The sequence below is a fragment of the Spirochaetae bacterium HGW-Spirochaetae-1 genome (assembly GCA_002839375.1).
Classification (GTDB): Bacteria; Spirochaetota; UBA4802; order UBA4802; family UBA5550; genus PGXY01.
In genome coordinates this window covers 73356-99305 of the sequence record PGXY01000010.1, presented here as the reverse complement: position 1 = coordinate 99305, position 25950 = coordinate 73356, and the positions used below count along the sequence as shown (strand labels likewise).

General features: G+C 46.7%; 26 protein-coding genes. 5 read left to right on the top strand and 21 right to left on the bottom strand.

Annotated elements, in window-relative coordinates; translation table 11 throughout:
* Nucleotides 1-62 precede the first annotated feature (62 nt).
* From hisA to CVV44_19205, 13 genes are all read right to left on the bottom strand, one after another.
* Complete coding sequence (gene hisA, locus CVV44_19265) at nucleotides 63-782, bottom strand: 1-(5-phosphoribosyl)-5-[(5-phosphoribosylamino)methylideneamino]imidazole-4-carboxamide isomerase (GenBank protein PKL35674.1); 720 nt, start codon at nucleotides 780-782, stop codon at nucleotides 63-65.
* Complete coding sequence (locus CVV44_19260; GenBank protein ID PKL35673.1) at nucleotides 776-1384, bottom strand: imidazole glycerol phosphate synthase subunit HisH; 609 nt, start codon at nucleotides 1382-1384, stop codon at nucleotides 776-778. Before CVV44_19260 ends, hisA begins: the two co-directional genes overlap by 7 nt.
* Complete coding sequence (locus CVV44_19255; protein ID PKL35672.1) at nucleotides 1384-1974, bottom strand: imidazoleglycerol-phosphate dehydratase HisB; 591 nt, start codon at nucleotides 1972-1974, stop codon at nucleotides 1384-1386. The genes CVV44_19260 and CVV44_19255 overlap by 1 nt, the downstream gene beginning before the upstream one ends.
* 272 nt (nucleotides 1975-2246) lie before the next feature.
* On the bottom strand, nucleotides 2247-5156 hold the full coding sequence (locus CVV44_19250) for a hypothetical protein (protein PKL35671.1): 2910 nt from the start codon (nucleotides 5154-5156) through the stop codon (nucleotides 2247-2249).
* A 253-nt stretch (nucleotides 5157-5409) separates the two neighbouring features.
* Nucleotides 5410-6045 carry a hypothetical protein gene (locus CVV44_19245; protein ID PKL35670.1) on the bottom strand — a complete coding sequence of 212 codons (636 nt, stop codon included), beginning with the start codon at nucleotides 6043-6045 and terminating at the stop codon, nucleotides 5410-5412.
* Nucleotides 6033-6611: a hypothetical protein gene (locus tag CVV44_19240; protein ID PKL35669.1), complete on the bottom strand. Its 579-nt coding sequence runs from the start codon at nucleotides 6609-6611 to the stop codon at nucleotides 6033-6035. The genes CVV44_19245 and CVV44_19240 overlap by 13 nt, the downstream gene beginning before the upstream one ends.
* The gene (locus CVV44_19235; GenBank protein ID PKL35668.1) at nucleotides 6601-7035 is read right to left on the bottom strand and encodes a hypothetical protein; all 435 of its coding nucleotides are present in this window, start codon (nucleotides 7033-7035) and stop codon (nucleotides 6601-6603) included. Before CVV44_19235 ends, CVV44_19240 begins: the two co-directional genes overlap by 11 nt.
* A complete protein-coding gene (locus tag CVV44_19230) occupies nucleotides 7028-8320 on the bottom strand; it encodes a phosphopyruvate hydratase (GenBank protein ID PKL35667.1) in 1293 nt (430 codons plus the stop codon). Before CVV44_19230 ends, CVV44_19235 begins: the two co-directional genes overlap by 8 nt.
* 178 nt (nucleotides 8321-8498) lie before the next feature.
* Nucleotides 8499-8759, bottom strand: a complete 261-nt coding sequence (locus tag CVV44_19225; GenBank protein ID PKL35666.1) for a hypothetical protein — start codon at nucleotides 8757-8759, stop codon at nucleotides 8499-8501.
* A gap of 150 nt (nucleotides 8760-8909) precedes the next feature.
* Nucleotides 8910-9272, bottom strand: coding sequence for a ribosome silencing factor (gene rsfS, locus CVV44_19220; protein ID PKL35665.1), 363 nt, complete (start codon nucleotides 9270-9272; stop codon nucleotides 8910-8912).
* Nucleotides 9269-10372 (bottom strand): hypothetical protein, encoded by a 1104-nt coding sequence (locus tag CVV44_19215; GenBank protein PKL35664.1) that lies wholly within the window; start codon nucleotides 10370-10372, stop codon nucleotides 9269-9271. Before CVV44_19215 ends, rsfS begins: the two co-directional genes overlap by 4 nt.
* Before the next feature lie 42 nt (nucleotides 10373-10414).
* Entirely contained in the window at nucleotides 10415-11665 is a 1251-nt protein-coding gene (locus CVV44_19210) for a glutamate-5-semialdehyde dehydrogenase (GenBank protein ID PKL35663.1), read from the bottom strand.
* A gap of 93 nt (nucleotides 11666-11758) precedes the next feature.
* Nucleotides 11759-12262 carry a hypothetical protein gene (locus CVV44_19205; protein PKL35662.1) on the bottom strand — a complete coding sequence of 168 codons (504 nt, stop codon included), beginning with the start codon at nucleotides 12260-12262 and terminating at the stop codon, nucleotides 11759-11761.
* A 254-nt stretch (nucleotides 12263-12516) separates the two neighbouring features.
* On the opposite strand from CVV44_19205, the gene CVV44_19200 reads away from it, so the two are divergent.
* From CVV44_19200 to CVV44_19185, 4 genes are all read left to right on the top strand, one after another.
* On the top strand, nucleotides 12517-13953 hold the full coding sequence (locus CVV44_19200) for an Asp-tRNA(Asn)/Glu-tRNA(Gln) amidotransferase GatCAB subunit B (protein PKL35661.1): 1437 nt from the start codon (nucleotides 12517-12519) through the stop codon (nucleotides 13951-13953).
* A gap of 13 nt (nucleotides 13954-13966) precedes the next feature.
* Nucleotides 13967-14845 carry a phosphoribosylaminoimidazolesuccinocarboxamide synthase gene (locus CVV44_19195; GenBank protein PKL35660.1) on the top strand — a complete coding sequence of 293 codons (879 nt, stop codon included), beginning with the start codon at nucleotides 13967-13969 and terminating at the stop codon, nucleotides 14843-14845.
* Nucleotides 14846-15008: 163 nt separating this feature from the next.
* The gene (gene fliS / locus CVV44_19190) at nucleotides 15009-15452 is read left to right on the top strand and encodes a flagellar export chaperone FliS (GenBank protein PKL35659.1); all 444 of its coding nucleotides are present in this window, start codon (nucleotides 15009-15011) and stop codon (nucleotides 15450-15452) included.
* Nucleotides 15442-15909 (top strand): hypothetical protein, encoded by a 468-nt coding sequence (locus tag CVV44_19185; protein ID PKL35658.1) that lies wholly within the window; start codon nucleotides 15442-15444, stop codon nucleotides 15907-15909. Before fliS ends, CVV44_19185 begins: the two co-directional genes overlap by 11 nt.
* On the opposite strand, the gene CVV44_19180 is transcribed toward CVV44_19185, so the two are convergent.
* From CVV44_19180 to CVV44_19170, 3 genes are all read right to left on the bottom strand, one after another.
* Nucleotides 15904-16815 carry a hypothetical protein gene (locus tag CVV44_19180; protein ID PKL35657.1) on the bottom strand — a complete coding sequence of 304 codons (912 nt, stop codon included), beginning with the start codon at nucleotides 16813-16815 and terminating at the stop codon, nucleotides 15904-15906. The two genes, CVV44_19185 and CVV44_19180, sit on opposite strands and share 6 nt — an antisense overlap.
* 95 nt (nucleotides 16816-16910) lie before the next feature.
* Entirely contained in the window at nucleotides 16911-18026 is a 1116-nt protein-coding gene (locus CVV44_19175; GenBank protein ID PKL35656.1) for a peptide chain release factor 2, read from the bottom strand.
* 125 nt (nucleotides 18027-18151) lie between these two features.
* On the bottom strand, nucleotides 18152-19273 hold the full coding sequence (locus tag CVV44_19170; protein PKL35655.1) for a DNA photolyase: 1122 nt from the start codon (nucleotides 19271-19273) through the stop codon (nucleotides 18152-18154).
* A gap of 182 nt (nucleotides 19274-19455) precedes the next feature.
* Between CVV44_19170 and CVV44_19165 the strand changes: the two genes are divergently transcribed.
* Entirely contained in the window at nucleotides 19456-19803 is a 348-nt protein-coding gene (locus tag CVV44_19165) for a histidine triad nucleotide-binding protein (protein ID PKL35654.1), read from the top strand.
* 10 nt (nucleotides 19804-19813) lie between these two features.
* Here the strand turns inward: CVV44_19165 and CVV44_19160 are convergent, their stop codons facing one another.
* Genes CVV44_19160 through CVV44_19140 form a run of 5 tightly spaced genes read right to left on the bottom strand, consistent with a single transcriptional unit; the run spans nucleotide 19814 to nucleotide 25946 of the window.
* Nucleotides 19814-21100, bottom strand: coding sequence for a hypothetical protein (locus tag CVV44_19160; GenBank protein PKL35653.1), 1287 nt, complete (start codon nucleotides 21098-21100; stop codon nucleotides 19814-19816).
* Entirely contained in the window at nucleotides 21072-22343 is a 1272-nt protein-coding gene (locus tag CVV44_19155) for a hypothetical protein (GenBank protein PKL35652.1), read from the bottom strand. The genes CVV44_19160 and CVV44_19155 overlap by 29 nt, the downstream gene beginning before the upstream one ends.
* Nucleotides 22344-22352: 9 nt before the next feature.
* Nucleotides 22353-22772 (bottom strand): transcriptional regulator, encoded by a 420-nt coding sequence (locus CVV44_19150; protein ID PKL35651.1) that lies wholly within the window; start codon nucleotides 22770-22772, stop codon nucleotides 22353-22355.
* Nucleotides 22773-22797: 25 nt separating this feature from the next.
* Nucleotides 22798-23643 (bottom strand): hypothetical protein, encoded by an 846-nt coding sequence (locus CVV44_19145; GenBank protein PKL35650.1) that lies wholly within the window; start codon nucleotides 23641-23643, stop codon nucleotides 22798-22800.
* 23 nt (nucleotides 23644-23666) lie between these two features.
* Nucleotides 23667-25946 carry a hypothetical protein gene (locus CVV44_19140; protein PKL35649.1) on the bottom strand — a complete coding sequence of 760 codons (2280 nt, stop codon included), beginning with the start codon at nucleotides 25944-25946 and terminating at the stop codon, nucleotides 23667-23669.
* Between the last annotated feature and the right edge of the window lie 4 nt (nucleotides 25947-25950).

Here is a 25950-nt window from a genome sequence, read left to right as displayed (position 1 = left end):
CTCTTAAATCCAGCTGCTCATGCATGAAGATTTTTCCCGTATATTCTTTTTCAATACAGAAATCAATGTATCTCCTTCAGAGCCCGGCGAAGATCGATACGTCCGTCGTAAATCGCCTTGCCCACGATGGCTCCCCTGAGCCCCTTTTCTTCAAGACGGGATAGCGCTGCCAGGTCTTCGAGACAGGATACACCGCCTGAGGCGATAAGACGGATACCGGGAAATGTTTCAAGGATATGTTCGTATGCTCCCATGTTAGGCCCGCTGAGCATGCCATCGGTGGAAATATCCGTATAAATTATTTCACCGATTCCCCGGTCCATTACCTTGGTAATTATTTCATCGGCGCTCACGGAAGTGACGTCTTTCCATCCCTTTACGGCCACCATGGAGTTCTTCGCATCGATGCCGGCAACCAGGCTTTCTTTATGGTCGGCCAGGAGATTATCGAACTCGTCTTCCAGAATGACGGAGCCCAGGATTATGCGCCCTATGCCCGCATCGAGATACCGACGCACCGTTTCGCCGCTGCGGATACCGCCGCCTATTTCAATGGGAATTTTCACCGCACGCGCTATGGATGCGACCAGGTCAAAATTGACGGGACGCCCTTCGAAAGCGCCGTCCAGGTCAACCACATGAATGAGCTGCGCGCCCATATCTTCGAAACTCTTTGCCATTTCGCGCGGATTCGTGGAATAAACCGTTTCCTTCTCGGGATCGCCCTGGAGAAGGCGGACACAGTTGCCGTTTTTCAGGTCTATAGCGGGTATGATCAGCATGCAGCCCTCACAAAATTTTCGATTATCCTGAGCCCGCAGGTATGGCTTTTTTCGGGATGGAACTGCGTCGCGATGAGATTGCCCTTCCCTACTATGCAGGGAAAAGTTTTTCCATAACTTACCTCGCCGACAACCCAGCTCCGGTCCCTCACCTCGGGATAGAATGAATGTATGAAATAAAAATAACTTTCGTTTTCCAGGCCCCTGAGAAAGGGCGAATCGGATACGAATGAAACAGAGTTCCAGCCCATATGGGGGACCTTCATGTCCGCATCACTGAACTTCACCACTTCACCGGGAACGATATCCATGCCCTTCGTAAATCCGAATTCCTCGCTGGAGGAAAAGAGCAGCTGATATCCCAGGCAGATGCCAAAAAAAAGTCCGCCACCGGCAATGAACTCCCGCAACGGATCTATCCAGCCCATTTCATGGAGGTGTTTCATGGCCATGGCAAAGGCTCCGTCACCGGGCATGATGAGGGCATCGGATTCTTTTATGACTGCCGGATCGCTGCTCACCCGCACCCTGTCGGTATACAGTTCCACAGCCTTCACGACGGAACGCAGGTTCCCCATGCCGTAATCGATTACGGTGATCATTAAATTGTCCCCTTTGTAGAAAGCACTGATCCCGCCAGAAAAGGATCAAGCGACACGGCCTTATAGAGGGCCACGCCCATGGCCTTGAATATGGATTCATGAATATGGTGCCTGTTCTCTCCATAGAGGACATTGATATGGAGATTGATGCCTGCATTCCCCGCAAAGGAGCGCAGAAATTCCAGGGTCAGTTCCTCGCTAAACCGGTTGATGTAGCCCTTCAGTTCAATTCCCCGGTGAGAAAAATAGGGACGGCCGGAAAGATCAACGGCCACCATGGTAAGGGCATCATCCATGGGTACAACGGCATCACCGAAACGGGTTATGCCGGCCTTGTCTCCCAGGGCTTTCTGGAAAGCGGTTCCCAGGCAAATACCTATATCTTCAACGGTGTGGTGATCGTCGATATCATTATCGCCCCGGCACTGAAGATCAATAAATAATCTGCCATGCCTTGCAAAGGAGGCAAGCATGTGATCAAAAAAAGGCACGCCGCTGTTTATCCGTGCCTCTTTCAGGCTCATGAGCTCCAGGTCTACGGAGATATCTGTCTCTTTTGTCTTTCTTTTAAACTCAGATTTCCTTGTCATTGCTCTCCCTTCATGCTCTATAGATGCAACAGCCTGTCCATATAAACACCGCTATTGTAATAATGACTTCAACATACACTCCCATTATCGTCAGGGCATATCCCTTATGAAGAAATATAGAATAAAAATCCAGCAATAATTCACAATTATATAAAATTGAAGACACTGTTTTTTCATTCAAAACATACAGGAGACATGGTATTAATGTACACAAGAATAACAGGAAGACATAATCATTAATTTTTTTAATAGAAAAATTAAGCAGGCACAGCCTAGTATTCGAATCCGAGGCTGAAAATAATATCCATATTACCGAACCCTGTTTTATAAAAGGGCCAGGCGAAGTCAAGTTTTAAAATTATAATAGGATATAGTGCGAAACGCAGGCCAAATCCCATATCGGTCTTAAAATCAGCGAACTGCCCGGTTTCCTTATCAATAAATTCATAATCACCGTCCCAGACCGAACCAATATCGGTAAAAAGAACACCGCCAATCTGGCCGATGCCCAGGTACAGCGGCCATCCCAGCTTCATCCCTTCCAGTGCCGTAAAACGGAACTCGGCATTGAAAAGGACCATGTTCTTGCCGTTATAGGCCAGGAAGGGATGCCCGCGCAGGGTACTGAAACCGCCCATATAGTACTTAAAGGAATCGCTGTCCGGACCGAATATTTTTCCGTACACGCCCCGCAGGGCGATTATGTGCCTTTTATTAATGAGGAAATATTTTCTCAGGTCCGCGTCAAAACTTGAGAAGGTGAAATCCTGCCCGCTCAGATTAAAGGCCTGCTCAAAGGATATGCTGCCCCGGAATCCATCGGCCGGTACCATGGGCCCCCACAGAACATTGTCATAGCTGAGCGATACTGCCAGCTGATTGAGGTTGGCGTAGACATCGGGCCGTGAATCATATACGGAGTAATCCCGCTCATACCTGGCGACAGTGGCCTTCATATCCATACGCAGAAACCGGTGAAAGGGATAACTGGCAATCGCATATCCCCCGTAATGGCGCATATACAGGGTCCCGAAGTTCACATTGTGAATGAGATCGTTGATGTCGGCAATGGAATAAATAAGGAAGGGATTTGTCTGACTGAAGGCGCCGATGCCCAGGTCGAGCCTGTTCTTCAGGTAAAAATAGGCGGCATCGAAATTGAGGTCATTGTTGCTGTTCTGACGGATGTAGTTTCCCGTGAGGACCATACGATGGTTCCCCAGGTTGTCCGACATGGCCATCTGGATGAATCCGGCAAATCCATAATTGACGGTCCCCGTTACTCCCAGGAAAAGCCAGTCGCTGCTGAACCGGGGCTCGTAGCCCGTAAAGGCGGCATCACCGAGATTAAAATAAGAGGGCCCGAAAGCGACATCCACATATTCCGTATCCTTTTTTATATTATCCGCATATCCGGTACTGTTCTCGATATCTTTCAGCAGTATGTCATACCCCAGGTTCTGGTAGGCCACCATGGCAATTTTTTTGCCGTCGGGAAACCACGTGGGATGGAAGGCCCCGCAGAGCATGTCCGTCAGCTTGACGGTCTTTCCCGCGGCGATATCATGACTGTAGACATTGTAGATGCCGGACCTGTTGGAAACAAAGAGCAGTCTCCCTCCATCGTCGCTTATGGCGGGCTGCATATCATTACCTTCAGCGGCTACAACGGCTTTCGTTTCCCCGGTAATGAGATTGATCACATGTATATCATAATTCCGGTTAAACGGGCTGCCGCCCTCACTCCGGTTCGAGGAATAGTAAACGGACCTGTTGTCGGGACTTATGACGGGATTTATATCGGTAAAGAGATCATCGGTAAGACGCATGAGTTTTTTTGAAGGCCGGTCATATAGGTAAATATCGGAATAGCCGCCGGCAACACCGGTGAAAACCAGTTGTTTGCCATCCCTTGAAAGAGAAGGATGCTTGATGGAACGCATGGGAAGAATAATCTTCTCCAGGACATCTCCTTTCCCGGGATCAATAATATAGAGGACATCCCTTCCCCTGGCCTGAGCGACGAACAGCAGTGTTTTCCCGTCACCGCTCCAGCTCAGGTTGTTGTCGAGAAGATGCATTCCCTCAAAGGAGGAGGTATTGTCGCCCTCGAGAACAACCTTCACGACTTTATCTTCCCTGTCTTTTTTCTTTCCCAGGTATTTGATGACTATCCTTGTATAAATATCCCTGTCGGAAAGATAGGCGACTTTTTTTCCGTCAGGCGAAACCGCCGGGAAAACATTCATGGCAGAATAGGTTTTTTCATGAAAAGTAATCTGCTCGCCCTCTTCATCGTGGAAGTTTTTATCGCTGACAAGATGAAAATATCGTTTTTTGTAAAAACGTATCCATTCTGTATCCAATTCAACCAGGTCCTTTCCGGTATGGGCCTTGAAGACATCCTTAATATCCTTCATGTCACGCAGATCCCTGAACAGCTCCCCGGCCGTTGCCTTTCCGTATTTCACCTCGAGAAAATAAAAAAAGGCCTGGCCCTCCTTGTATAGAAGATAAGGGGACCTGATGCGCATCATGGTGAGATCAATGAGAGACGCGTAATTTTCATTGAAAAGTGCATCCCGCATCACCATGTCTGCGCTTTCATCAAACCCGATGGAGAGATATTCCGACATGCCTTCCACGAACCACAGGGGAATTCTCCCAAAACCGAACCTGCTCATGAGATCGCCCGAGGAATCGGCAAAAAGCATGTTAAACTGAAAGGCGTGGACCAGTTCATGTGTCAGGACATGGCGCAGTTCATCATAGGAGCCGGTAAATGGAACAACTACCCTGTTCTTCAGGGCCTCGGTAAAGCCTCCCGTCCCTTCACCGATGAGATAGGGTATTATATTGTTATTCTGAAAGGCGATATGCGACGGATAGATGATGATGGGAATCACATCGGTAAGTTCATGGTTGAGGTAGTCGGCAATCCGCAGATAACCCTCTTCGGCAATCCTGGCCGATTCGAGGGCCAGCTCATGCATGTCCCCGGGATAGTAAATATCAAAGTGTATCGTCTTGATGATGCTCCAGCGGAATACCTCGTAATCAACCTTGTTTTTCCCGAAAGGAAATACAGCGGCATGGAACAAGATAACAAACAGAGATGTAATCAGTAATTTTTTCATCGGCATGTAAACACGGACAATCCTTCTTTCATCACACGGCAACATTGTGCCCGTAATATACGAGGCGTCTACAGATTTTTAATTCAAAAATAAAAAAAAGAAATTCTCTACGGAATGAATACGCAGGGGCGGAAACAGTGTCTAAAAAAATAAGCCGGGGCTGGATATTAACGCGGCATGGGGATCTCACAACAAACGGGCATGATCATGCTCTCATCACACCGGGAAGTTTTTGCCCATCACCTTCTGAAATAAAGCGGGTCCTTTCAGACAGGACGGTCCTTCTCTTCTGCATCTTTTACAAAAAATAGAGCGACTTGATCTCCTCGGCCGGAATCCTTCCTTCATTCTCAATTACCAGTTCTCCCCGTGCAACATCAATTATGGTAGGTGAAGGATGCTTTTTGCAGAACTCTTCAATGAGGAGGATGATATTGGCCTTCTTGTATTTTTCAAAAATATCTGTGGTCTTGAATATTCTTTTATTCCTGAACCGCAGACAGGCCGTAAAAATGCAGGGCGCATCGACTCTGCTGATTATATCCTGGACAAACTTGTTTTTAGGATAGCGTACTGATATGATAGGATTTGCCTTCACAGGATTTTTCCGCTTCAGCTTGACTACCACCTCACCGGGCCACACCCTGTGGAGAAAATCAAACTCTGTTTTATCTATGTCTGCCAGTTCGTCGAGCATTTTAAAGGAGGATATCATGTAAACGACATTATCACTTTTTTCACAGTACAGTGACGCTATCCTTCTTTCATTTATTTCGCCGAATTTGCCTATTATGCCAAAGACGGAATCAACAGGCATGGCGGCCATCTTTCCGTCCCGCAACTGAGCAGCAATTCTTTCTACAATCTCTCTGTCGAGAGACCCGTCTTTTTTAACCCGCTTAACAGGAATAACTTCTTTAGTTATCGAATACATTTTTTACATTTCACCTCCTTGCAAAATTTATCACCCTCAAGCAAATCAAGGGTAATTTTTCCCACAACATTGTCCTCACACGCGGCAAAATGTGCAACATGGAGATGAAGGCATTTCACTGAACTTTTTTCCCGTATGCCGCCGATTCCTGCGTTGAACACATATCCATATTTTTCCACCAAAGGGCTATACCGTGAAAACTGCTTATAAATGTTCTTTCTCAAAATAGCATAATGAACATGGGCCCTGATCATGAAGGAGCCCATTTCCGAATCATTCTGCATGTATTTTTCGATTTTCTTCACGAAACCCCCCGACTCTAATATATGAATTCTATCATTGAGATGGGGACATGTCAACCAGAGGGGTGTGGAAATTGAGGTAAAATTTAATTCTTTTTGATGGTTTTCGCCGTCTTTTTCGGTTTTTTCAGGATTCAGTATAACAATTGCGGGATAACCGTGGGGACAGCGCTGGAGGATTCCGGCAATATGCACATTCTTACTCCGTAACTGCCTCTGGAGCACATCTACATCGTGAGTGCTGAAATCCCTGTTAATATGCATTGTCCTCCGCCTCTTCCCGTTTTTCCTTCCTGCTGAAATAGAACAACAGAATAAGCATCGAAACAACAACCCATATAATCCGCAAATGGCTCAACCGCACAGCGCTTTCCAATACATCGGCAGGTTCTCTCACTTTATCATCCTGATCCTTCACGCCATGCAGTGAAAGAATCCTCTCATCTCCGGCTGTAAATCCCGAATCAAGGATATCTTTTTCCGAAAGCCTGCCCTCAGAATACCTGTTCAGCAATTCTCTGAGCCTTTTATTTTCCTCCTTCAAATCAGCGATATTTTCAATAAACCCGGCCCTCTTTTTCTCAAGAACCAGCCTCTCCAGCAGCCCGCTTTCTCCGAAGATAAAGACATAGATGCCGGAGAGGAAAAATATCAATATAAAGGCTGTAAGCCGCTTCTTTCTAGGCAAGGTTGTAAAACGCTCCTTTCCCCCGGAAAACAGCCATGGCCCCCAGTTCCTCTTCAATGCGCAACAGCTGATTGTACTTGGCTATGCGATCGGTTCGTGAAGCGGAGCCTGTTTTTATCTGGCCGGCATTGGTGGCCACTACCAGGTCGGCAATGGTTGTGTCCTCGGACTCACCTGACCTGTGGGAAACAACGGCGGTAAATCCGGCCTTTTGGGCCATTTCAATAGCCCGCATGGTTTCAGTGAGAGTCCCGATCTGGTTAAGCTTGATGAGGATAGAATTAGTTACACCCATATCGATCCCCTTTTTCAACCTTTCCGTGTTTGTCACATAGAGATCGTCACCCATAAGCTGAATGCGCTTACCCATTCTCTCGGTAAATATTTTATATCCGTCCCAATCATCCTCGGCAAGACCATCTTCAATGGAAATAATCGGGAAGGCATTGACCAGTTTCTCCCAGTAATCCACCATCTGTGCCGCATCCCGTTCGCTGCCATCACTCTTGGAGAAAATATATTTTTTCTTTCCCTTGTCGTAAAATTCGCTTGAGGCCGGGTCAAGGGCGATCATGATGTCACTGCCGGGCTTGTACCCCGCCTTGGTTATGGCTTCCATGATGAGCTCAAGAGGCTCCTCATTGGATTTGCAACTGGGAGCGAAACCGCCTTCATCACCCACGGCCGTGTTATATCCCTTTCCCTTCAGAACGCTTTTCAGGGCATGAAAGGTTTCCGCACCCATGCGCAGTGCCTCGCGGAAATTAACTGCTCCCACGGGCATTACCATGAATTCCTGCAAATCAACATTTGAATCGGCATGGGATCCGCCGTTAAGGATATTCATCATCGGAACAGGGAGTTCACAGGCGTTCACTCCTCCCAGGTATCGGTACAGAGGCATGCCCAGGGTTTCTGCAGCAGCCTTTGCACAGGCCAGGGACACGGCAAGAATGGCGTTCGCGCCGAGCTTGGCTTTATTTGGTGTACCATCGAGTTCTATAAGGACATTATCGATCTCAATCTGATTCATGGCGTCCATTTCGATTATGGACCCGGCTATCTTCTCATTGACATTTGCCACGGCGTTGAGAACTCCCTTACCGAGATACCTGCTCTTGTCTCCATCACGAAGTTCTACTGCTTCATGCTCGCCCGTGGATGCTCCTGATGGAACAATGGCCCTTCCCCTGAAACCGGAAGAGAGCTCTACATCAACCTCAACCGTGGGATTACCCCTGGAATCAAGCACCTCCCGTGCCCTGACATCGGTTATAATTGTCATGATAATCTCCTTATTATTAATTTACATTGATAAATCATATTGTGTTAAACTTTATTAAAAAAACATCACTTCCTGCCTTGCTGAGGCGAGAAGGATACAGCCCTGTTGAAAGGGGAATCTTCATTTTACCCCAATAAAAATAATTTGCAAGAAAAATTTATCATGTTTCCCCTGCACGTTATGCCCCATGCGATTCCCCATGAATTTTTTCATAACAGTTTTCACCATGCCGGAAAAATTCGGCGTTACCGTACACATGCTCGCCTATAACCGTCCGGACTCTTTCCAGATCGGCATCACTGAATGCGATAGCAACGCCGCACTCATGTGAAATATCCCTGGGCATGCCAATGATGGATATCCGTATACCTGCCTTCAACAGGTCTTTCTGGGCCATCATAATTTCATTTGAAGAGCGCAGTGTCAGCAGTATTTGCACTTCCCCTCCCCAAGCCCCGGGTTAAAATAATTAAAAAAGATGAGCAGGCAATCACCGGGAATGTTGCTCTGAACTATTCACAATAAAGTATATTATTTTTTTTATAAAAATGATTTGAAAGGCATGACAGGGGCGGAAGTCAAGTATTTTTTACAGTTTTACCCGGTCACCGTCGGCCCACAGTTTTTCCAGCTTATAGTAGGCCCGCATCTCTTCGGTAAAGATATGGATAACGATGTCGTTAAAATCCAATACGATCCATCCCGAATTAAGATCGGGCTTGCCTCGTTCCTTGACGCCCTGAGAATAAAGGCACTGCCGAACTTCACGCGCCAGTGCCTTGCAGTGCACAACACTGCTTCCCGTGGTTATGATGAAATAATCAAAGTAGGGATTGACTTTGCTTATATTGACGATGACCGTTTCCTCGGCCTTTTTATCGTCAAGGGCCTGGCCGCATTTTTTTAAAACAGCCGTTATGTCTATATTGTTCCGCTGGTCCTCAATGGTCATTTAGCCATATCCTCGCCGAGTATAATTAAAATATTATGCAGCAGTGAATTGTCAATGATGTAATGAATACTATTGATACCGGTAAGCTCCGACACCTTGCGCACGGCGTCCAGGTCCCCCTTACGGCTGATGATCAGCGAATGATCCATTTTCCTGAACGGGGAAGTGCCGAATTCCACCACGTTCAATCCGTCACGGTTCAGAGTATTCCGCACCTTCCTGGCAAGTCCGGGAATATCAGTGCCGTTCAGTATTTTTATCTTGATAACCGGATCCCCTTCCTCGCCGATTACGAGGGGGGTCAAGAATTCTTTTTCATAAATTTTATAGGTAATGTCATCGACAACATAATACCCCTGTTCGATGCCTCCGGGAACGATCGTGCTGAAGACATTTCCTCCTTTAAATATATATGAACCCAGTGACATGAGCTCCTGGGGAAGCAGGTTCGTCTGCAGGGACCTGAGTATCTCCGTCATGAACTCAACATTAAAAAATTTCTTTTTTCCTTCCCTGTTATAGTAGAGCGTCAGCAGAAGATCCTGTATCCTGTCATATTTTAAATATATGGAATTCTGTTCAACACTGTTTATATACTGCACCACCTTTCTGCCGTCAAAATAATTAATACCGAAGGAAACATTTTTCATATTCAATTGCTGATCAAGAAAGAATAATTCTATTCCTTCAAGCATATCAACGATTCGTATAACATCGGGGGAATATATTTCAAAATAGAAAGGAACATTCATCTTCAGGTCACGCCACAATGACTTCCTCACCTTTTCAAAATAAATGAGGTCCATGTCCTTTATCTTCGCAATCTTTTTTCCCTCGTCATCGAGTTTCACCTTGAAATCAGGAGGAATGAACGTAATGCCTATATTGCCGTTTTCCGGGTTAATGCTCACGATGGCGTAAAAACTGAATGTCCGTTCCCTGTACTCATTACTCCCGGCCAGAAGAATATTAATCATCTTCTTTTCTTCCGCCAGCTGCTCAACGGCATTTCTTGTTTTAATCTGGTAAAAATAAATTCCCGCCAGCACCGCCAGCACAAGCAGCAGTATGGAACCCACGATAAAAATCCTGTTTTTCAATGTATCAACAACTCCTTGGTTCGGAAAATTTTCAATATATACCTAACGAATCTCTCCACTGCCGTAAACAACATATTTCTGGGTCGTCAATCCTTCCACTCCCATGGCACCCCTGGCATGCAGCTTCTGCGTGGATATTCCCACTTCTGCGCCGAGACCGAACTCACCGCCGTCGTGAAACCTGGTTGAAGCATTGACAAAAACGGCCGAGGAATCCACCTCTTTTAAAAACCTCTCGGCATTAAAATAATCATTTGTAACGATTGATTCGGAATGTCCTGAACCGTACCGGGCTATATGATCCATAGCCTCTTCCATGGTGTCAACAATGCGAACTGACAGGATCAGATCAAGATATTCCATGGCCCAGTCGTCTTCGAGAGCGGGCTTTACCGAGGCAGGCATCAGGGCCACGGTTCTTCTGCATCCCCGGAGTTCCACCTTGTTGTCGAGCAGCGATTGAAGAAGCGATTCCTTGCGTGGATAATCGCGGTGAATAAGCAGGGTTTCCATGGAATTGCAAACACCGGGCCGCTGCACCTTTGCGTTTACCGCGATCCGGTTGGCCATTTCCTCTACCGCACCGGCATCTATGAAGGTATGACAAACTCCCTTGTCGTGTTTTATGACAGGGATGGTGGACTCTTCAGTTACACGCCTGATGAGTCCCTCCCCTCCACGGGGGATGACTATATCGATATAGTCATTTTTCTTCAGCAGCAACGATACCAGTTCTCGGTCGGTCCTGGTGATGAGAGTCACGATCTCCTCGGGATATCCAAACCCTGCCAGGGCCGTTTTTACCACGCCATACAGGGCCGTGTTGGAATGAATCGATTCCCTGCCCCCCCTGAGTATGGAGGCGTTACCGGACTTTATACAGAGAGCTGCAATATCAGTGGTGACATTCGGACGCGATTCGTAAATGACCGCGACTACTCCGATGGGGACACGCATCTGTCCTACACGGATACCGGAAGGTCTGACGCGCATATTTTCGATGCGGCCCACGGGATCTTCCAACGCCGCGATTTCCTCGACGGACACGGACATAGACATAATCCGGTCCCTGTTGAGAACGAGACGGTCTATCATCGCACTGCTCAATCCGGCAGCCCGGGCCGTGTTTATATCCTTTTCGTTCTCCGCTATGATATAATCACTTTTCTCGCGCAGCAGCGATGCGATACGCAGCAGGATATTATTTTTTTCACTGGTTGTGCGCCTGGCTATAAAAGTAGAGGCCTTTTTTGCCTTGATACAAAGATCTTCAATATATTGCCTGTCGTCCATGATCCCCTCCCGGTGTGCCTTTATTGAGACTGTCTGTCTCACAACCCTTTATTTGACAAGAAAAATTTACAGAGTATTCTCTCATTCATACCGCTATTCTTTCAGCATTCCCGGGTCTATCCTGTTTTTCTTTATAAACTCCAGGTAAAAGTACTCATCCAGCCTTTCCATGGACCTCAGTATTTCCATCCGGAGTTCATTGCCGCTTGCGGAATATACACCGGCATAAATTTCCAGTATTTTTTTACGGTTACCGGCCTGCCCCAACACCCAGAGAATAGTCCTTTTCGCCGCCAGGGAGGACTCCTTCTGGAAGCGTTCACGAAGAAAATCCTCATCAATGAGATCGTTATCCAGCAGGGCATAATATCCGGCGATCCTCTGCAATTCATCATCGGAATTAACCAGGACCAGCATTTGGAAATACTGCCGGGCCGGTGTAAAAAGGAACATGACATAGCGGCTTCTTTCCAGGATGAATCCCCGTATGAGGCTTCTCCCCGATATTTTCCCCAGGCAATAACCTGTCAACATCAGGATGACTGCCGCAGCAGCCATTATCATGGTAAAACGCTTATGCTTTAAAAAACCTTTCATTACACTGATGAACCCCTCTATTCTCACAATAGGTTGCTGTTTTTAAGTCAACCGGCAGGCCGGTTTCAGGGGAATTGGCAACATAACCGGCAATTTTTCCAAATATGTAAAAATACTGATCCATCTCCCTGCATCAGGACCATTTTCCTTGACAAATATTTCCTCGCGGTAATTGTATTTATATCAGTGTGATGATTCGATTGTTAAATTTCTCTTTTTCCCGGTTAATAAATCAAGCATAAAATGAGGTCCCTATGACATATGAACCCGTAATAGGCCTGGAAGTTCACGTCCAGCTGAATACAGCTACAAAAATTTTCTGCCGGTGCTCCACGAAATTCGGCGCCGGAGCCAACACCCAGACATGCCCGGTATGCCAGGGACAGCCGGGAGTACTGCCCGTCCTTAATGAAGAAGTCCTTAAAAAAGGTATTCTTGCCGGTCTGGCAATCAACAGCACCGTGGCCGGGTACAGCAAATTCGACAGGAAAAACTATTTCTATCCCGACCTTCCCAAGGCATACCAGATATCCCAGTATGACCGTCCCATATGCGAGGGCGGCTACATCGAAATCAATACCCCTCCCGGAGGCAAGAGGATCGGCATAACAAGACTCCATCTCGAGGAGGATGCAGGAAAATCAATTCACTCCGAGGATCCGAAAAAAAACATATCTTACGTGGACCTTAACAGAACCGGCGTGCCCCTGGCGGAAATAGTATCGGAACCCGATATCCGCTCCGCCGATGAGGCCTATGAATATCTGCAGAACCTGAAGACCATCATGAAGTACATCGGTGTTTCCGATGTCAACATGGAGGAAGGAAGCCTCCGCTGTGATGTAAACATATCGCTCCGCGAGGCAGGAACGGAACCCTTTGGCGAAAAGGTGGAAATCAAGAATCTCAATTCATTTAAGGCCGTCAAGGCCGCTATCAATTATGAGATCGAGCGCCAGAAAAAACTCCTTGAGGAAGGGGAAAAAAGCGCCATCGTCCAGGAAACCCGTCTCTGGGACGCCGACAGAATGGTAACCTACAGCATGCGCTCCAAGGAGGATGCCCATGACTACCGGTATTTTCCCGATCCTGACCTGCCTCCCATTATCATCGCTGAAGACTACATTGAAACACTGCGAAAAAGCCTGCCGGAACTCCCGGCGGAGAAGAAAAGACGTTTCATTGACCAGTACGAATTGTCCGATGTCGATGCGGCAATCCTTGTTTCCACCCGCCAGCTGGCCGACTATTTCGAGGCCGTCATCAAAGAAGGAGCCACGGCAAAAAGGACATCCAACTGGATACTGAGTGAACTCCTGGCCAGGATCGATGACCCCGAGTCACTTGACCGGTATATTGTCACGCCTTCACACATGGCCAGGCTGCTTAAGCTCATTGACAACGACACGATCAGCGGAAAAATCGCCAAGAATATCTTCGATGAAATGATTAAAACCGGTGATGATCCTGAAAAAATTGTTGAAGAAAAAGGAATGAAGCAGGTTACTGACCTCTCGGAAATCGAACCCGTTATTGAAAGAATTATACGGGAGAACCCCCAGTCCGTTGAGGACTACAGGAACGGCAAGGAAAAGGCCCTGGGCTTCCTGGTGGGACAGGCCATGAAAGAAACAAAGGGGAAAGCAAATCCCCAGATAGTAAACCAGCTGCTGCGGGAAAAAATGAGTTGAAGGGGGAATGAGAATGAAAGCATTAACAGAGATCAAACTGCCGGGATTAAGAAAACAGTACAGCGGAAAGGTGCGGGATCTTTACAAGGTTGATGATGAACACATGCTTATAGTGGCCACGGACCGCGTTTCAGCCTTTGACCATATATTCCCCAACGGTATCCCGGGAAAAGGAATAATTCTCAACACCATCTCCAATATGTGGTTCAATAAAATAAGGTTCGTAAAAAACCATATCGTGGAAAAGAATTTCAACAATTTCCCTAAACCCTTCTGCGATTTTCCCGAACTGCTCAAAGACCGTTCCGTCATTGTGAAAAAAACAAAAAGGATCGATTTCGAATGTGTATCGCGGGGCTATATCATAGGCACGGGCTGGAAGGATTACCAGAAAACCGGTAAAGTCTGCGGCATCACCCTGCCGGCGGGCCTTCGGTTGGCGGAAAAACTGGAGTCTCCCCTTTTCACGCCGGCAGTTAAGGCTGAAACGGGCCACGATGAAAATGTATCAATCGAAGTGATGAAAAATGAGATGGGAACCGTCGCTGCCGAGACCCTGGCCGATCTGACACTGAGAATATATGAATTCGCCCGTGATGTCATGGATCCCCTGGGCATCATCCTTGCCGACACCAAATTTGAGTTCGGTTACCTGGGAAATGAAATAATCCTCATAGACGAGGTTCTGACCCCCGACAGTTCACGGTTCTGGGATAAAAGCCAGTATGCAGTGGGGAGCTCGCCGGTAAGTTATGACAAGCAGTTCATCAGGGATTACCTGGAAACTACGACATGGGATAAAAATTCACCTCCTCCACCCCTCCCCGACGAGATCGTGGAAAGGACAAAAGAGAAATATGAAGAAATCCTGAAGAAGTTATCGACGGTATAACACTTCTCCCGGCTTCAATAAAAACATCGGAGGACTCATAATTCAGTAAAGTTCGGATATTTTACATACGATAATAGATTAGGTATGAGTTAGTCCTGATTTCTGACAAAATTACTAGTATTGTCTATTATCCAAGTTTATTCAGATCGCACGGGGGAAGTTTATGGCATTGCCAAAAGAAAAAAATCCGTACAATCAGTACAAAGAGACACAGGTAGCCACGGCAAATCAGGGTAAACTCATTGTAATGCTCTACGATGGCGCTATTAAATTTCTCAACATCGCCATTGAAAACATGGATTCACCGAAAACTTTTGATATCGCCAACAATAATATTATTAAAGCGCAGGATATTATTACGGAGCTTCTCATCTCCCTTAACATGAAGGAGGGAGGAGAAATATCCCAGAACCTTTTCAACCTCTATATGTATTTCAAAAAACAGCTTCTTGAAGCCAACATTAAAAAAGACTCCGAAGTACTCAAACCCGTTCTGACCATGATAAAATCCCTGAGAGAGGCCTGGGAACAGATTTCCGCCAACGAAGCAAAAAGCGATAAAATAGGCAATGTCGGATCCAAGGGGAGCTTCAGTGTTGAGGGATGATGTCCGCCAATTATTATCTGAACTGAAAGCCCATTACATTAAAAAAATCGACATTCTTCAATCCCTTCGCCAGAAGGACATTCACAACAGGTATCTCCTGAAAACGGGAAACATGGATGAACTGCTCGACGCGGTCATTGAAGGCCAGTCCATGCTCGATGAAATCGACGGGATTGATTTCGAGATTGCGCAGGTGACCCGACGCATCGGGGATATTGCAGGCATGGATACTTCCGCGCTGGAACACTTTCTCTCCCACAGTGATGAGCCCGAGGTCATGGAATGCCTCACCCTCAGGACGACATATCTGGCCCGCCTGCAGGTGATATTGGCGGACCGGAATGAAATTTTTCTCGACATGGAAAAGGCTGCGGCACTGTTGCTGAAAGACGCCGATGAGCTGAAAAAAATACGCAGGATAAATCTTAAAAAGAACGAGAAACCACCGCTGTCATAAATCCACAATACTCTTATTCTTCAGAATCTGCTCCCGCTTTTTCACCATGGAATCATAATCAAGCCGATACTTCTTCTTTTTGTAATAATTGTTATATATGGACTTGTATTTATTTGAACTGAAATAACGCTTCATCCTGTTGGAAACGGAGAAAATCTGCTCCGATGGGTCATAGACCTGGGGAATATTCTTGTAAATGTCTATGATTGACTGGGTAATCATTCCCCAGGATATATCCACCAGTGAATACTCCTTCAGGTCCCTCATGATGGCATGAAGGATAGCTTCATGGACAGGATCGAAAAACCTGAATTTCTTGGAATACATGATGGCGCCGTGCATATGATCGGGAACGTCCATGAACCCGTCCTTGGTAACCTCCCGGGCGACGGAATACATCATATCGAAACAGTATCTTAAGATACCGAGTCCCGGTTTAGATTGTCCGGGCAACTGGGGTTTCCCCGAATCAAAGGACCGCTTGGGACTGTGGGCCGACAGCCATTCAATGACCACCATGTCATACACCGGCACTGATCTGTCCTCCTCGAAGAAGGAGGCCTCGGGAAGAAATTTTGATTCCGTGACCCGGAGATCCATGAGCAGGTTGCTTGGATTTTTTTTGCCATCGTAGAGTTTAAAATAATGGACACTGGCATCGTCCCTGTTGATGGATATATTTAATTCATTGAATCCCTTCGCATTGAGGTGGTCCGACATTCCAATCGATGAAATAATGTTCATCAGATCACTTTCAGAGAAACGTCCAAGGAAAAGAACATCCTTCTTCGATCCCGGCATATTTCCCAGGGCATCGCTGAAATCAATGGCCCCCAAATCTCCACCGAGGATATTGCCCAGTTCAAGGGGTTGGAAATTCTTAAGTTTGTTCGTTTTGAATTTCATGATCTGCGCTCCTATTCCCGGTAATCATACATAAAAATAATACAAAGCCGATGTATCCCTGCAAATATTCGTAAAAATAATTCATCCCGCTATAGCTATGACTCGGACTTCCTCATTTTTAAGCAAGCGTAAATGAAGCGGTCGATTTCGCCATCGAATACATGGTCCACACTACCGGTTTCCTCTCCTGTGCGGTGATCCTTTACCAGAGTATAGGGTTGAAACACATAGGATCGGATCTGGTTTCCCCAGGAGATATCCTTTTTCTCTCCCATCTTCTCCTGTTTGCGTTCCTCCTGCTGCATTTTCTGCAATTCATAAATCCTTGATTTCAGGACCTTCATGGCAAAGGACTTATTCTTGTGCTGTGACCTCTCATTCTGGCACTGTGCTATTATTCCCGTGGGTATATGTGTTATGCGCACGGCGGAATCGGTCCTGTTGACGTGCTGTCCTCCCGCTCCTGAGGCACGGTATGTATCGATACGCAGGTCACTCTCGTTTATTTCAACTTCAACATCCTCGGTCAATTCAGGCATTACTTCCACGGATGCGAATGACGTATGACGTCTCTTATTGGCATCAAAGGGAGAAATCCTCACCAGACGGTGCACACCCATTTCACCCTTCAGCATGCCGAAGGCGTATTCACCGCGTATCAGCATCGTTGAACTCTTAATTCCGGCTTCATCGCCCGGGGTGTAATCAAAGACATCAACTTCATACTCATTTTTTTCAGCCCAGCGGAAATACATTCTGAAAAGCATGCTCGCCCAGTCCTGCGATTCCGTGCCCCCGGCACCGGGATGTATGGTGATGAAAGCATTATTACCGTCATCTTCACCGGCAAGGAGCTCCCGTGTTTCCAGCTCATTGAAACGTTTGGAGAGATTCCCGATCGTAACAGTGATCTCATTCAGAATTCCCTCGTCACTCTCGAGCATCGCCATCTCCATAAGCTCGCTGGCCTCTTTGGTCTGCCGCATGAGAACGATCCAGGGCTCTGCCTTTCTTTTTAATTTGCTGATATCCTGGTTGACCACGGCAAAGCGTTCCTTGTTTTTCCAGAAATCATCCTTCTGTGTTTCTCTTTCAAGCTCAACAAGTCTCGCTTTAAGTCCATCAATACCTATGGTATTGTACAGCTCATTTATTTTCTCAAGGAGGCTCTCCAGTTCCCGCTGTGCTTCCCTGTAATCTTTCTCATCCAAGTCGAAACAACTCCTTTTTCGATAGTATTGATTATAAAAGCAGGCCAGTCAGACTGCTGTCGCCTGCTCCTTTTCTAATAAAGCATCAACCTTGGATTCCGGTCAATTCTTTTATGTCTTCAGTTTCATTTAAGAAAATTTTCTTTTAAATGCCGGCTGAAATCCCGTTCAAGTTCTTCACTGTTTCCATACCTGACATGGAATACGGACTCCCATATGTCACCGGTCTCCATGCATAGATACACAAAGGGTTTACCGGACCAGGACTCTATGCGCTCCTTCATGTACCGGTACAGGGCAATTCTTTTATGTTTGAGATATCTCATTTTACCATCGGTCCCCGGGAACATCTCACCCGTCGTCAGCTGCTCATGGGGAAATTTGTCCATGATAATCTCTTTAAATCCAGGGCTGTGACGGAAGGTCCCCAGTGATATCCATACCACACCGTCCGGATCAATCCTGCTGAAAAGACGATCCAGAACCTCACCATACTCCTCCATGCATCCGTCATAAAATATGATGGGATCAAAATGAAAAGCGCAGAAATATCCGGCACACCGGGCTTTTTCCGCGGCCGCGATCCGTTCATCCAGGGTTGCCGCTCCTTCCTCGTAGAGACTGATATTCCGTTCAGTATTGAGACTCCAGGCAAGAACAGCGTTTCCCTTTTCCTCCACCGAAAGAAGATGATCGATGTTGGCCGACTTCGTTTTAAACTCCAGCATCACATTGTCATACCGGCTCAGGCGCTTCATGAGCCCCGCCGCGATACCGGTAACTTCATCCATCATCAGCGAATCGGTGAACTCTCCGGTCCCGATGCGGTATACAAGGTCATTACTGCCGTCCAGCTCCGCGATAATTTCATCGGCCAGGTTTTCCAGGTTGGTAAACTGGGTAATCCCATAGGCATTCAGGTATGAATTAAGAAAACAGTATGTACAATTATAAAAACAATCGAAACAGGTGTTGAGAAGCCGGTAATTACAGCAGATCATATTCTTTGACCCGGGACATTTCTGGTACATACGCCCGAGAAATTTTTTTAATATGATCACTTCCTTGGACTTCACCCCCCGTTCCTTCAGGTGAGATATGATCCTGCCCAGTTCATCTTCATCCTCATATGCGAATAATTCCCTGTTCGTCAACCCGAGAAAATTTCGGACGATATTCGTTTCCTTTTCGGTTTTATCATAAATGATTATTTTGATTCCGTCAATAGTGACCATGGTAAATTCCATCCGCGTAATATAAAAACTTCAGCCTGTGCAAAGAAAACTGTAAAGAACTATTTATCAAGAATATTTCTTGACTCCCGTACGGAGTGGCGTACAATTATTCCTGAATCTGTCCCAAGCCGGTATGCATACCGGCTCAGCAGAGAATACGCATCGGCCTCAAAATTTCGGTTAAGGAGCATACCATGGATTGCATATTCTGTAAAATAATTGCCGGAGACATCCCGGCATCGAAAGTATACGAAAACGATACGATCCTCGCCTTCAACGACATCGATCCCAAGGCCCCGGCCCACGTGCTTGTGGTACCCAAAATCCATATTGCCGATATTGAAAACCTGACCGATGACAACAAAAAAATCATGGGCGACCTTTTCATGGCAGTACAGGAAGTGGCACGTTTGAAAGGGATCACGCAAAAGGGATACCGGGTTATTTTAAATAACGGAAGGGCCGGCGGACAAGAGGTTTTTCATATGCACATTCACGTCATGGGCGGGAAGGATTCCATGGGACCCATGCTGGCCCGGTAACACGGAACGGTCATTTCAGTTTTATTTTACCGCTGCTCCTGAGAATAATTTTTTCCACTGACCGGTCCGTGGCCTCTTCCACGATAAAGGTAAACTTGTTATAGACAAATTTCTCACCCTTGACCGGTATCTTCCCCATCCTGGACATGACAAATCCGGCTATCGTTTCAAATCCTCTCTTCTCAAGTTCCAGGGAAAATAGTTTCTGAAAGTGTTCTATGTCCAGATCGCCGCTGATCAGGAACTCGCGTTCGCTGACCTGAACAATCAGGTCCTCGTCGGTGTGATCCATGGACTGGATTTCTCCCACCACTTCCTCGGCTATATCCTCGTGTGAAACCATCCCGATGACAGCCCCGTATTCATTAACAACAAAAACGAGGGGGATTTTCCGGTCCTGCATCTCAATATAGAGCTCAAAAATATTCTTGGTTGAAGGCACATAGGATGCGGGAATCATTATTTCGGCGATATTATTTACTTTTTCACGCTTGAAAATGTCCCTGAAAAAAATATATCCGACAATGTTGTCGACCCGTTTATCAAATACCGGTATGCGGGAAAACCTCGTTGATTCGATGAGACCGACGAGCTGCCGTACACTGCTTTGCAGTTCAATGGAAACTATATCGATTGTTGGAGTCATAATCTCATGGGCCGTCATTTCCTTAAAGGAAAGTATTTCTGAAACGTACATCAGGTGCTCCCCGTCGATAACCCCTTCCTTCTCACCGATCTTGAAAAGGATGTTCAGCTCCTCCCGGGATCTGACCAGGCTGTTCCCTGTTCTTCTTATCCCGAGTATTTTTTTGAGCACCGAAGTAAAGGCAAGCGAAACACGGTTCACGGGCCTGAATACGACTGTGAGGCCTTTAATTGGAAGTGAAAATAAATTGAGGAAGGATTCGGCCCGGGCCCGGGCTATAATCTTCGGAAAAATTTCGCAACAGAGCAGAAAAAACAGGGTCTGCACTGCCGTTACGGCAAAAATGCCGCGGTCATTGAGCATGTAGGATGCCGTTGCTATATAGGTAATGAAGGCCGTGGCTGTAACATTGGCAATATTGTTACCAATGAGAATCATACCTATGGCGTCTTCCATATTATCGAGAATATACAGGGCCCTCCGGGCGCTCTTCTTCCCTTTTTTGGCACTGGTTTCAATAGCTATTCTGCGGGACGAAATTATGGCGGTCTCCGCACCGGAGAAAAATGCCGAGAATAATATGAAAACAAAAATAAGTATTTCATATACCAGGAAAGCATCCCTACCCATGAACGCTCTCCTTATTGTCATGAAGTCCAATCACTTCTACCGATTCAATTATATTTTTACGTACTTTTTTTACCCGCAGTACGTATGAGTCAGTCCGGATTTCTTCCCCCCGCCCGGGGAAATGAGCCAGTCTCTCGGTTATATATCCACCCACCGTATCCGATTCCGTCGTCATAATGGAATCATTAAACGTGTAATTGAAGTCGGCAATCTGCATGTTGCCATTAATTATGGCAACGTTTCCCGATGACTTCCTTGCTGTTCCCTTCCCGTCAATTTCCCATTTTGTGAACTCCTTGCCCATGAGTTCCGACAGAATTCGGTTGAGAGTAACCACACCGGCTGTTCCGCCGTATTCATCGACCAGTACGGCTATCTGCAACCGCTTCGCTATAAAATCATTCAGCAAATCCATCAATTCGCGGGTGGAGGGAAAAAAATCAATGTCCTGGATGAATTTATTTATATTTTTCGCCTTTTTATACCCCAGGTGATAGGGGAGCAATTCCTTGGAATTGACAAATCCCACGACATGGTCCAGGTCGTCTTTGTACACCGGAACACGGATGGCATTGTATTTTATTATGATTTCCATGGCCTCTTTGACTGAAGCGCCGAAGGGGATGAATACGGCCCTGTTCCGGGGGAACATGATATTCGAGGCCTCCTTCCTGGCGAAAAGCATTATATTCCGAATGAAGGCTCCCTCTTCCCGCCCGATGATTCCCTCTTCGGCTCCTCGATGAACGGCATGGTCAAGTTCATCTTCGGTGATGCTGCTGTGCGCCATTTTCAGATTAAAGATCCTGATGATTAAATCCGTGACAAGGAGCATGATCCGCCGTATGGGGTAAAGCACCACATGGAAAAAATTCATGACAGGGAAAATTTTACGTGAAAGGTATTCATAAGCGCTCATGGCGATGACCTTCGGAGATATTTCACAAAAAAGGATCATCACGGGCGTAACAATTGCCGTTGATACCAGATGCCCGTAAGCGGGCCACCGGAGAAGGAGCAGACGGGTGGAAATGGAGGCTATTATGATATTCGCGAAGAGATTCCCCACCAGCACCGTGACCAGAATTTTTTCCGGTTCGGTCATAACGCGGTGAATGGATCGTTCTCTCGCACTCTCTGAATGGGAAAACCGGTGAAGGTCCGCTTTCCTGAGAGAAAAGAAAGTCGTCTCGGCGCCTGAAAAAAAGGCGGAAAGGATGAATGCCGCGATAAGGACAAATAGTTCCAGGTAATGAATTTCCATAGCTGCCTGCTACTTGCCGTCAGGGAAAAGTTCAGTTTCTTTGACTTTCAGTATCCGGGCACATTTTTTTCGAAATTTATTGTTAGGCTGCTGCAGCCCCTTTTCCACCTTGGAAAGGTATGACGGCGAACAGTTCAACACTTTCGCCAGCTCATACTGCTTGATCCCTTTTTCCGTACGCGTGCTCCACAGCCTGTTGGTAAACTTTTCATTTATCTTTTTTAAACTTTCCTTTTTTTTTCTCAGGGGAAACAGTTCCTCCACGGATACATTAAAAAATTCGGCGCACCCGTTGATAAATTTTTCCGTCGGTTCCTGGAGGCCCTTTTCAATTTTACATAGATACGAGGGAGATACGTCCAGCGCCCTGGCAAGATCGACCTGTTTGACTTTTTTCTCCCGCCTGATATGGGGAATCATGTTTTCCAAAAAATATCCTCCTGTGACTCCCGGGCTACTGCATATCAAGAGTTACGGAACAACTAAATTCTTTTTCCGTTGTGTTCCCTGCAAAATCCGAAGTGATAATTTTAAGGGTATTTAAACCGTCCCGGTATGTGATGTTACCGATTTTGTAGTAGCCTTCATCATCAAACAATTCATCAAAGTTTTTCTTTTTCACGGAAAGACCGGAAGATGTGAAATCGATAGAACTGAATTCCACGTCGCAGACAGTCTTTTCATTGAAGACGGCCTTGAGTTTATTGACTCCCAGGTTTTCACGCCCTGTTATGCTGTCCGATATCCTGACAAGAAGAGGATAATGCCGGGTAAGACGTATATCCGATCCGTTCCGGATTTTCATGTAGCGGTCATCGATTTTCAGGTACATATCCTCAATGCGTGGAGCCATGGTATCGACGGTAGCGGGAAGAATGGTAAGAGGATTTACCGATTGACGATCCATATTTAAAATCGAAAGGTGAAGGTGCTTCGAGAAACTGTGTCCGGAGTTCCCCACTATCCCCACTACATCCTTTTCTTCATAAACGGATTGTGGAGGAACAGCTCCCTCAAGATGCATATAGATGGAGCGGAGTTTTTCGCCGTGCTGCAGTATTCTGAAATTGCCTCCCCCCGGTTCATTCTCAAGAGGAAATATCGTCTTATCCCAATAATAAAGAAGTTTTCCCTTTGCCACGGGATATACCTTGTCATCTTTGCATACTACATCAACACCATCATGGAAGTGATCCCCCCGTGACTCGCCGAACGTGGAGGTGATGCGGCCCTCGTCCACGGGCCAGCGGAAGGACAGCATGCTGGCCAGCAGCAGCATTACCGACAGATAAAAACTCATCCTTTGCTTCACAATATCACCTTTTATTTATTCTCAGATTTTACTTCTTCTTCGCCTTCAGCACGACGATGCATGGTGCAGAACTCCCCTGGCTCGGTTCCCGAATAAAATAATTGCTTTGCCGTTTCGGGACAGCTGCCGTCCCTTAAGGCCACCTGCCCGGAGAGATTACAAATCACTTCCTCGGAAACACCCTTTTCCGGTATTTTAAAATCGCCTGGATTTTTGTCCACGTAGGTCCTGGCGATAAATTCAGCCCATACGGGAGCCGATACAACGCCTCCGGCCCTGCCCGGACCGAGTGAGATGGCCCCCTGTTTGTTGCCGATCCACACGGCCGTCACCAGGTCAGCCGTATAACCCACAAACCAGGCGTCATTATAATTAGTGCTGGTGCCGGTTTTTCCGGCAACGGGAAATACTGCATTCAAACCCTTGCCGACATAATATGCCGTGCCACCCTTCTCAAAAACGCCTTTCAGCATGGATACGGTAACAGCCGCCGCGACAGGGTCAATAATTTTCCCCCTGGAGTTTCTTTTTTCCTCTATCTCCCTGAGTACTTCTTCCTCATAGTTCCATACTATATTTCCGTTATAGTCTTTAACATATTTTATTCCATAAGCCTTGATGAAATCGCCGCCGTTTACCAGGGTTGCATGTAGAACGCAGTTTTCCAGGGGTGACAACTCATAGGTACCCAGAGCCAGCGACAGGGTCTTTCCGAAACGTTTATTCAGGTCTCCCCGGGGAACGTCCAGGGCTTTCTGGACAATAGAAAATATCGTACTATACCCCGTTTTGGCAAGCACTTTTACAGCTATTGTATTGATCGACCGCCTCAGGGCCTCGCGAATCGTTACTTTCCCTTCGTATGTCCGGCTATAATTTTCCGGCGAGTATCCCTTGTCATAGACCGTTTTCTCGTCCATCATCACCGTGGAGGGAGTTATATCCCCGTTCATCAGAGCTGCGGCATAGATGATCGGTTTGAACGAAGAACCGGGCTGCCGGACTATCTGGTTTACATTATCGTTCTGGTTCTTTACAGAGAACTCATATCCGCCCACATAACTCAGTATTTCCCCCGTCACGGGATTTACGGCCACCAGGGCCCCCTCGATATTTTCAGCTTTTTCAGTTTCCGCCTCACGGATCTTTTGCCTTCCCGTCCGGCGTGCAATGTTCATATGGTACTCGCGCTGCTTTTTTATTCCGCTCCTGAGGCTTTCCAGTGCCACGTCCTGCCTTACGGCATCAATAGTGGTGTATACGCTCAGACCGCCCTTTTTCACCACATCGTCGCCAAACTTTTCCACCAGGAGGCGCCGTATCTGTTCGTTAAAAAAGGGACACCTGTTTACCCGGTACGAACTGTAAATAAAATTGCCGATGAGCGAGGATATGGCCCTGTCGTTCTCGAACACCACATCCCATTTTTTCAGAAACTGGCCGTACTGATAATCAGCTCGTTCCTTTCGTGAATAACCGGCATCCACCAGGGATTTGAGGATACGCCTGGTTTTTTTAATGGAGTTATCGAGGTTGGATATGGGTGAATAGGTACGCGGACTGGAAATGGTGGCCACGATCATGGCGCACTCCACTTCATTGATATCCTTCACGCTTTTCCCGAAAAACATCTTCGATGTGGATTCCACGCCATAGGCGCCGTTGCCGAAATAGATGAGATTGAGATACATGGATATGATATCCTGCTTGTCATACTGTTTCTCGATTTCCAGGGCGCAGAAAGCCTCGTATATCTTGCGTTTGAAACTTCTCTCCATGTCGGTAAAGAGCACCTTCGCGAGCTGCTGGGTTATGGTGCTGCCGCCCTGGACAACACTGAAGTTGACCATGTTTATGATAAAAGCCCTGAATATCCCCAGGTAATTGAGCCCGTGATGGGAATAAAAGTCGCGGTCCTCGCTGGCAATGACCCCCTTCACTATCCACTCGGGAATTGAGCCATAGGGAACAATCTCCCTTTTCTGTTCGAAAAACTCACCGATGATTTCATTATTCCGGTCATAGATCCGAGTTGGAATGTCCACTACCTTGGCCGACAGGTCAATATCACTGTAGCTGTAGGTATACCCCTGATGCATTTCCTCGGTGCGGTCAATGAGCTGCTTGTACCGGGCCAGCTTATCCAGGGCTTCCTGGCGGTTACCGAGCCAGCTGACATAGATGACGGCCGAATAGGATATCACCACGAAGATAATGATAAATGGAATATAGATGAATACCAGTTTTTTGTGAGATAAAATCCATCCCACGAGAGCTTTCAGTATTTTCATGAAA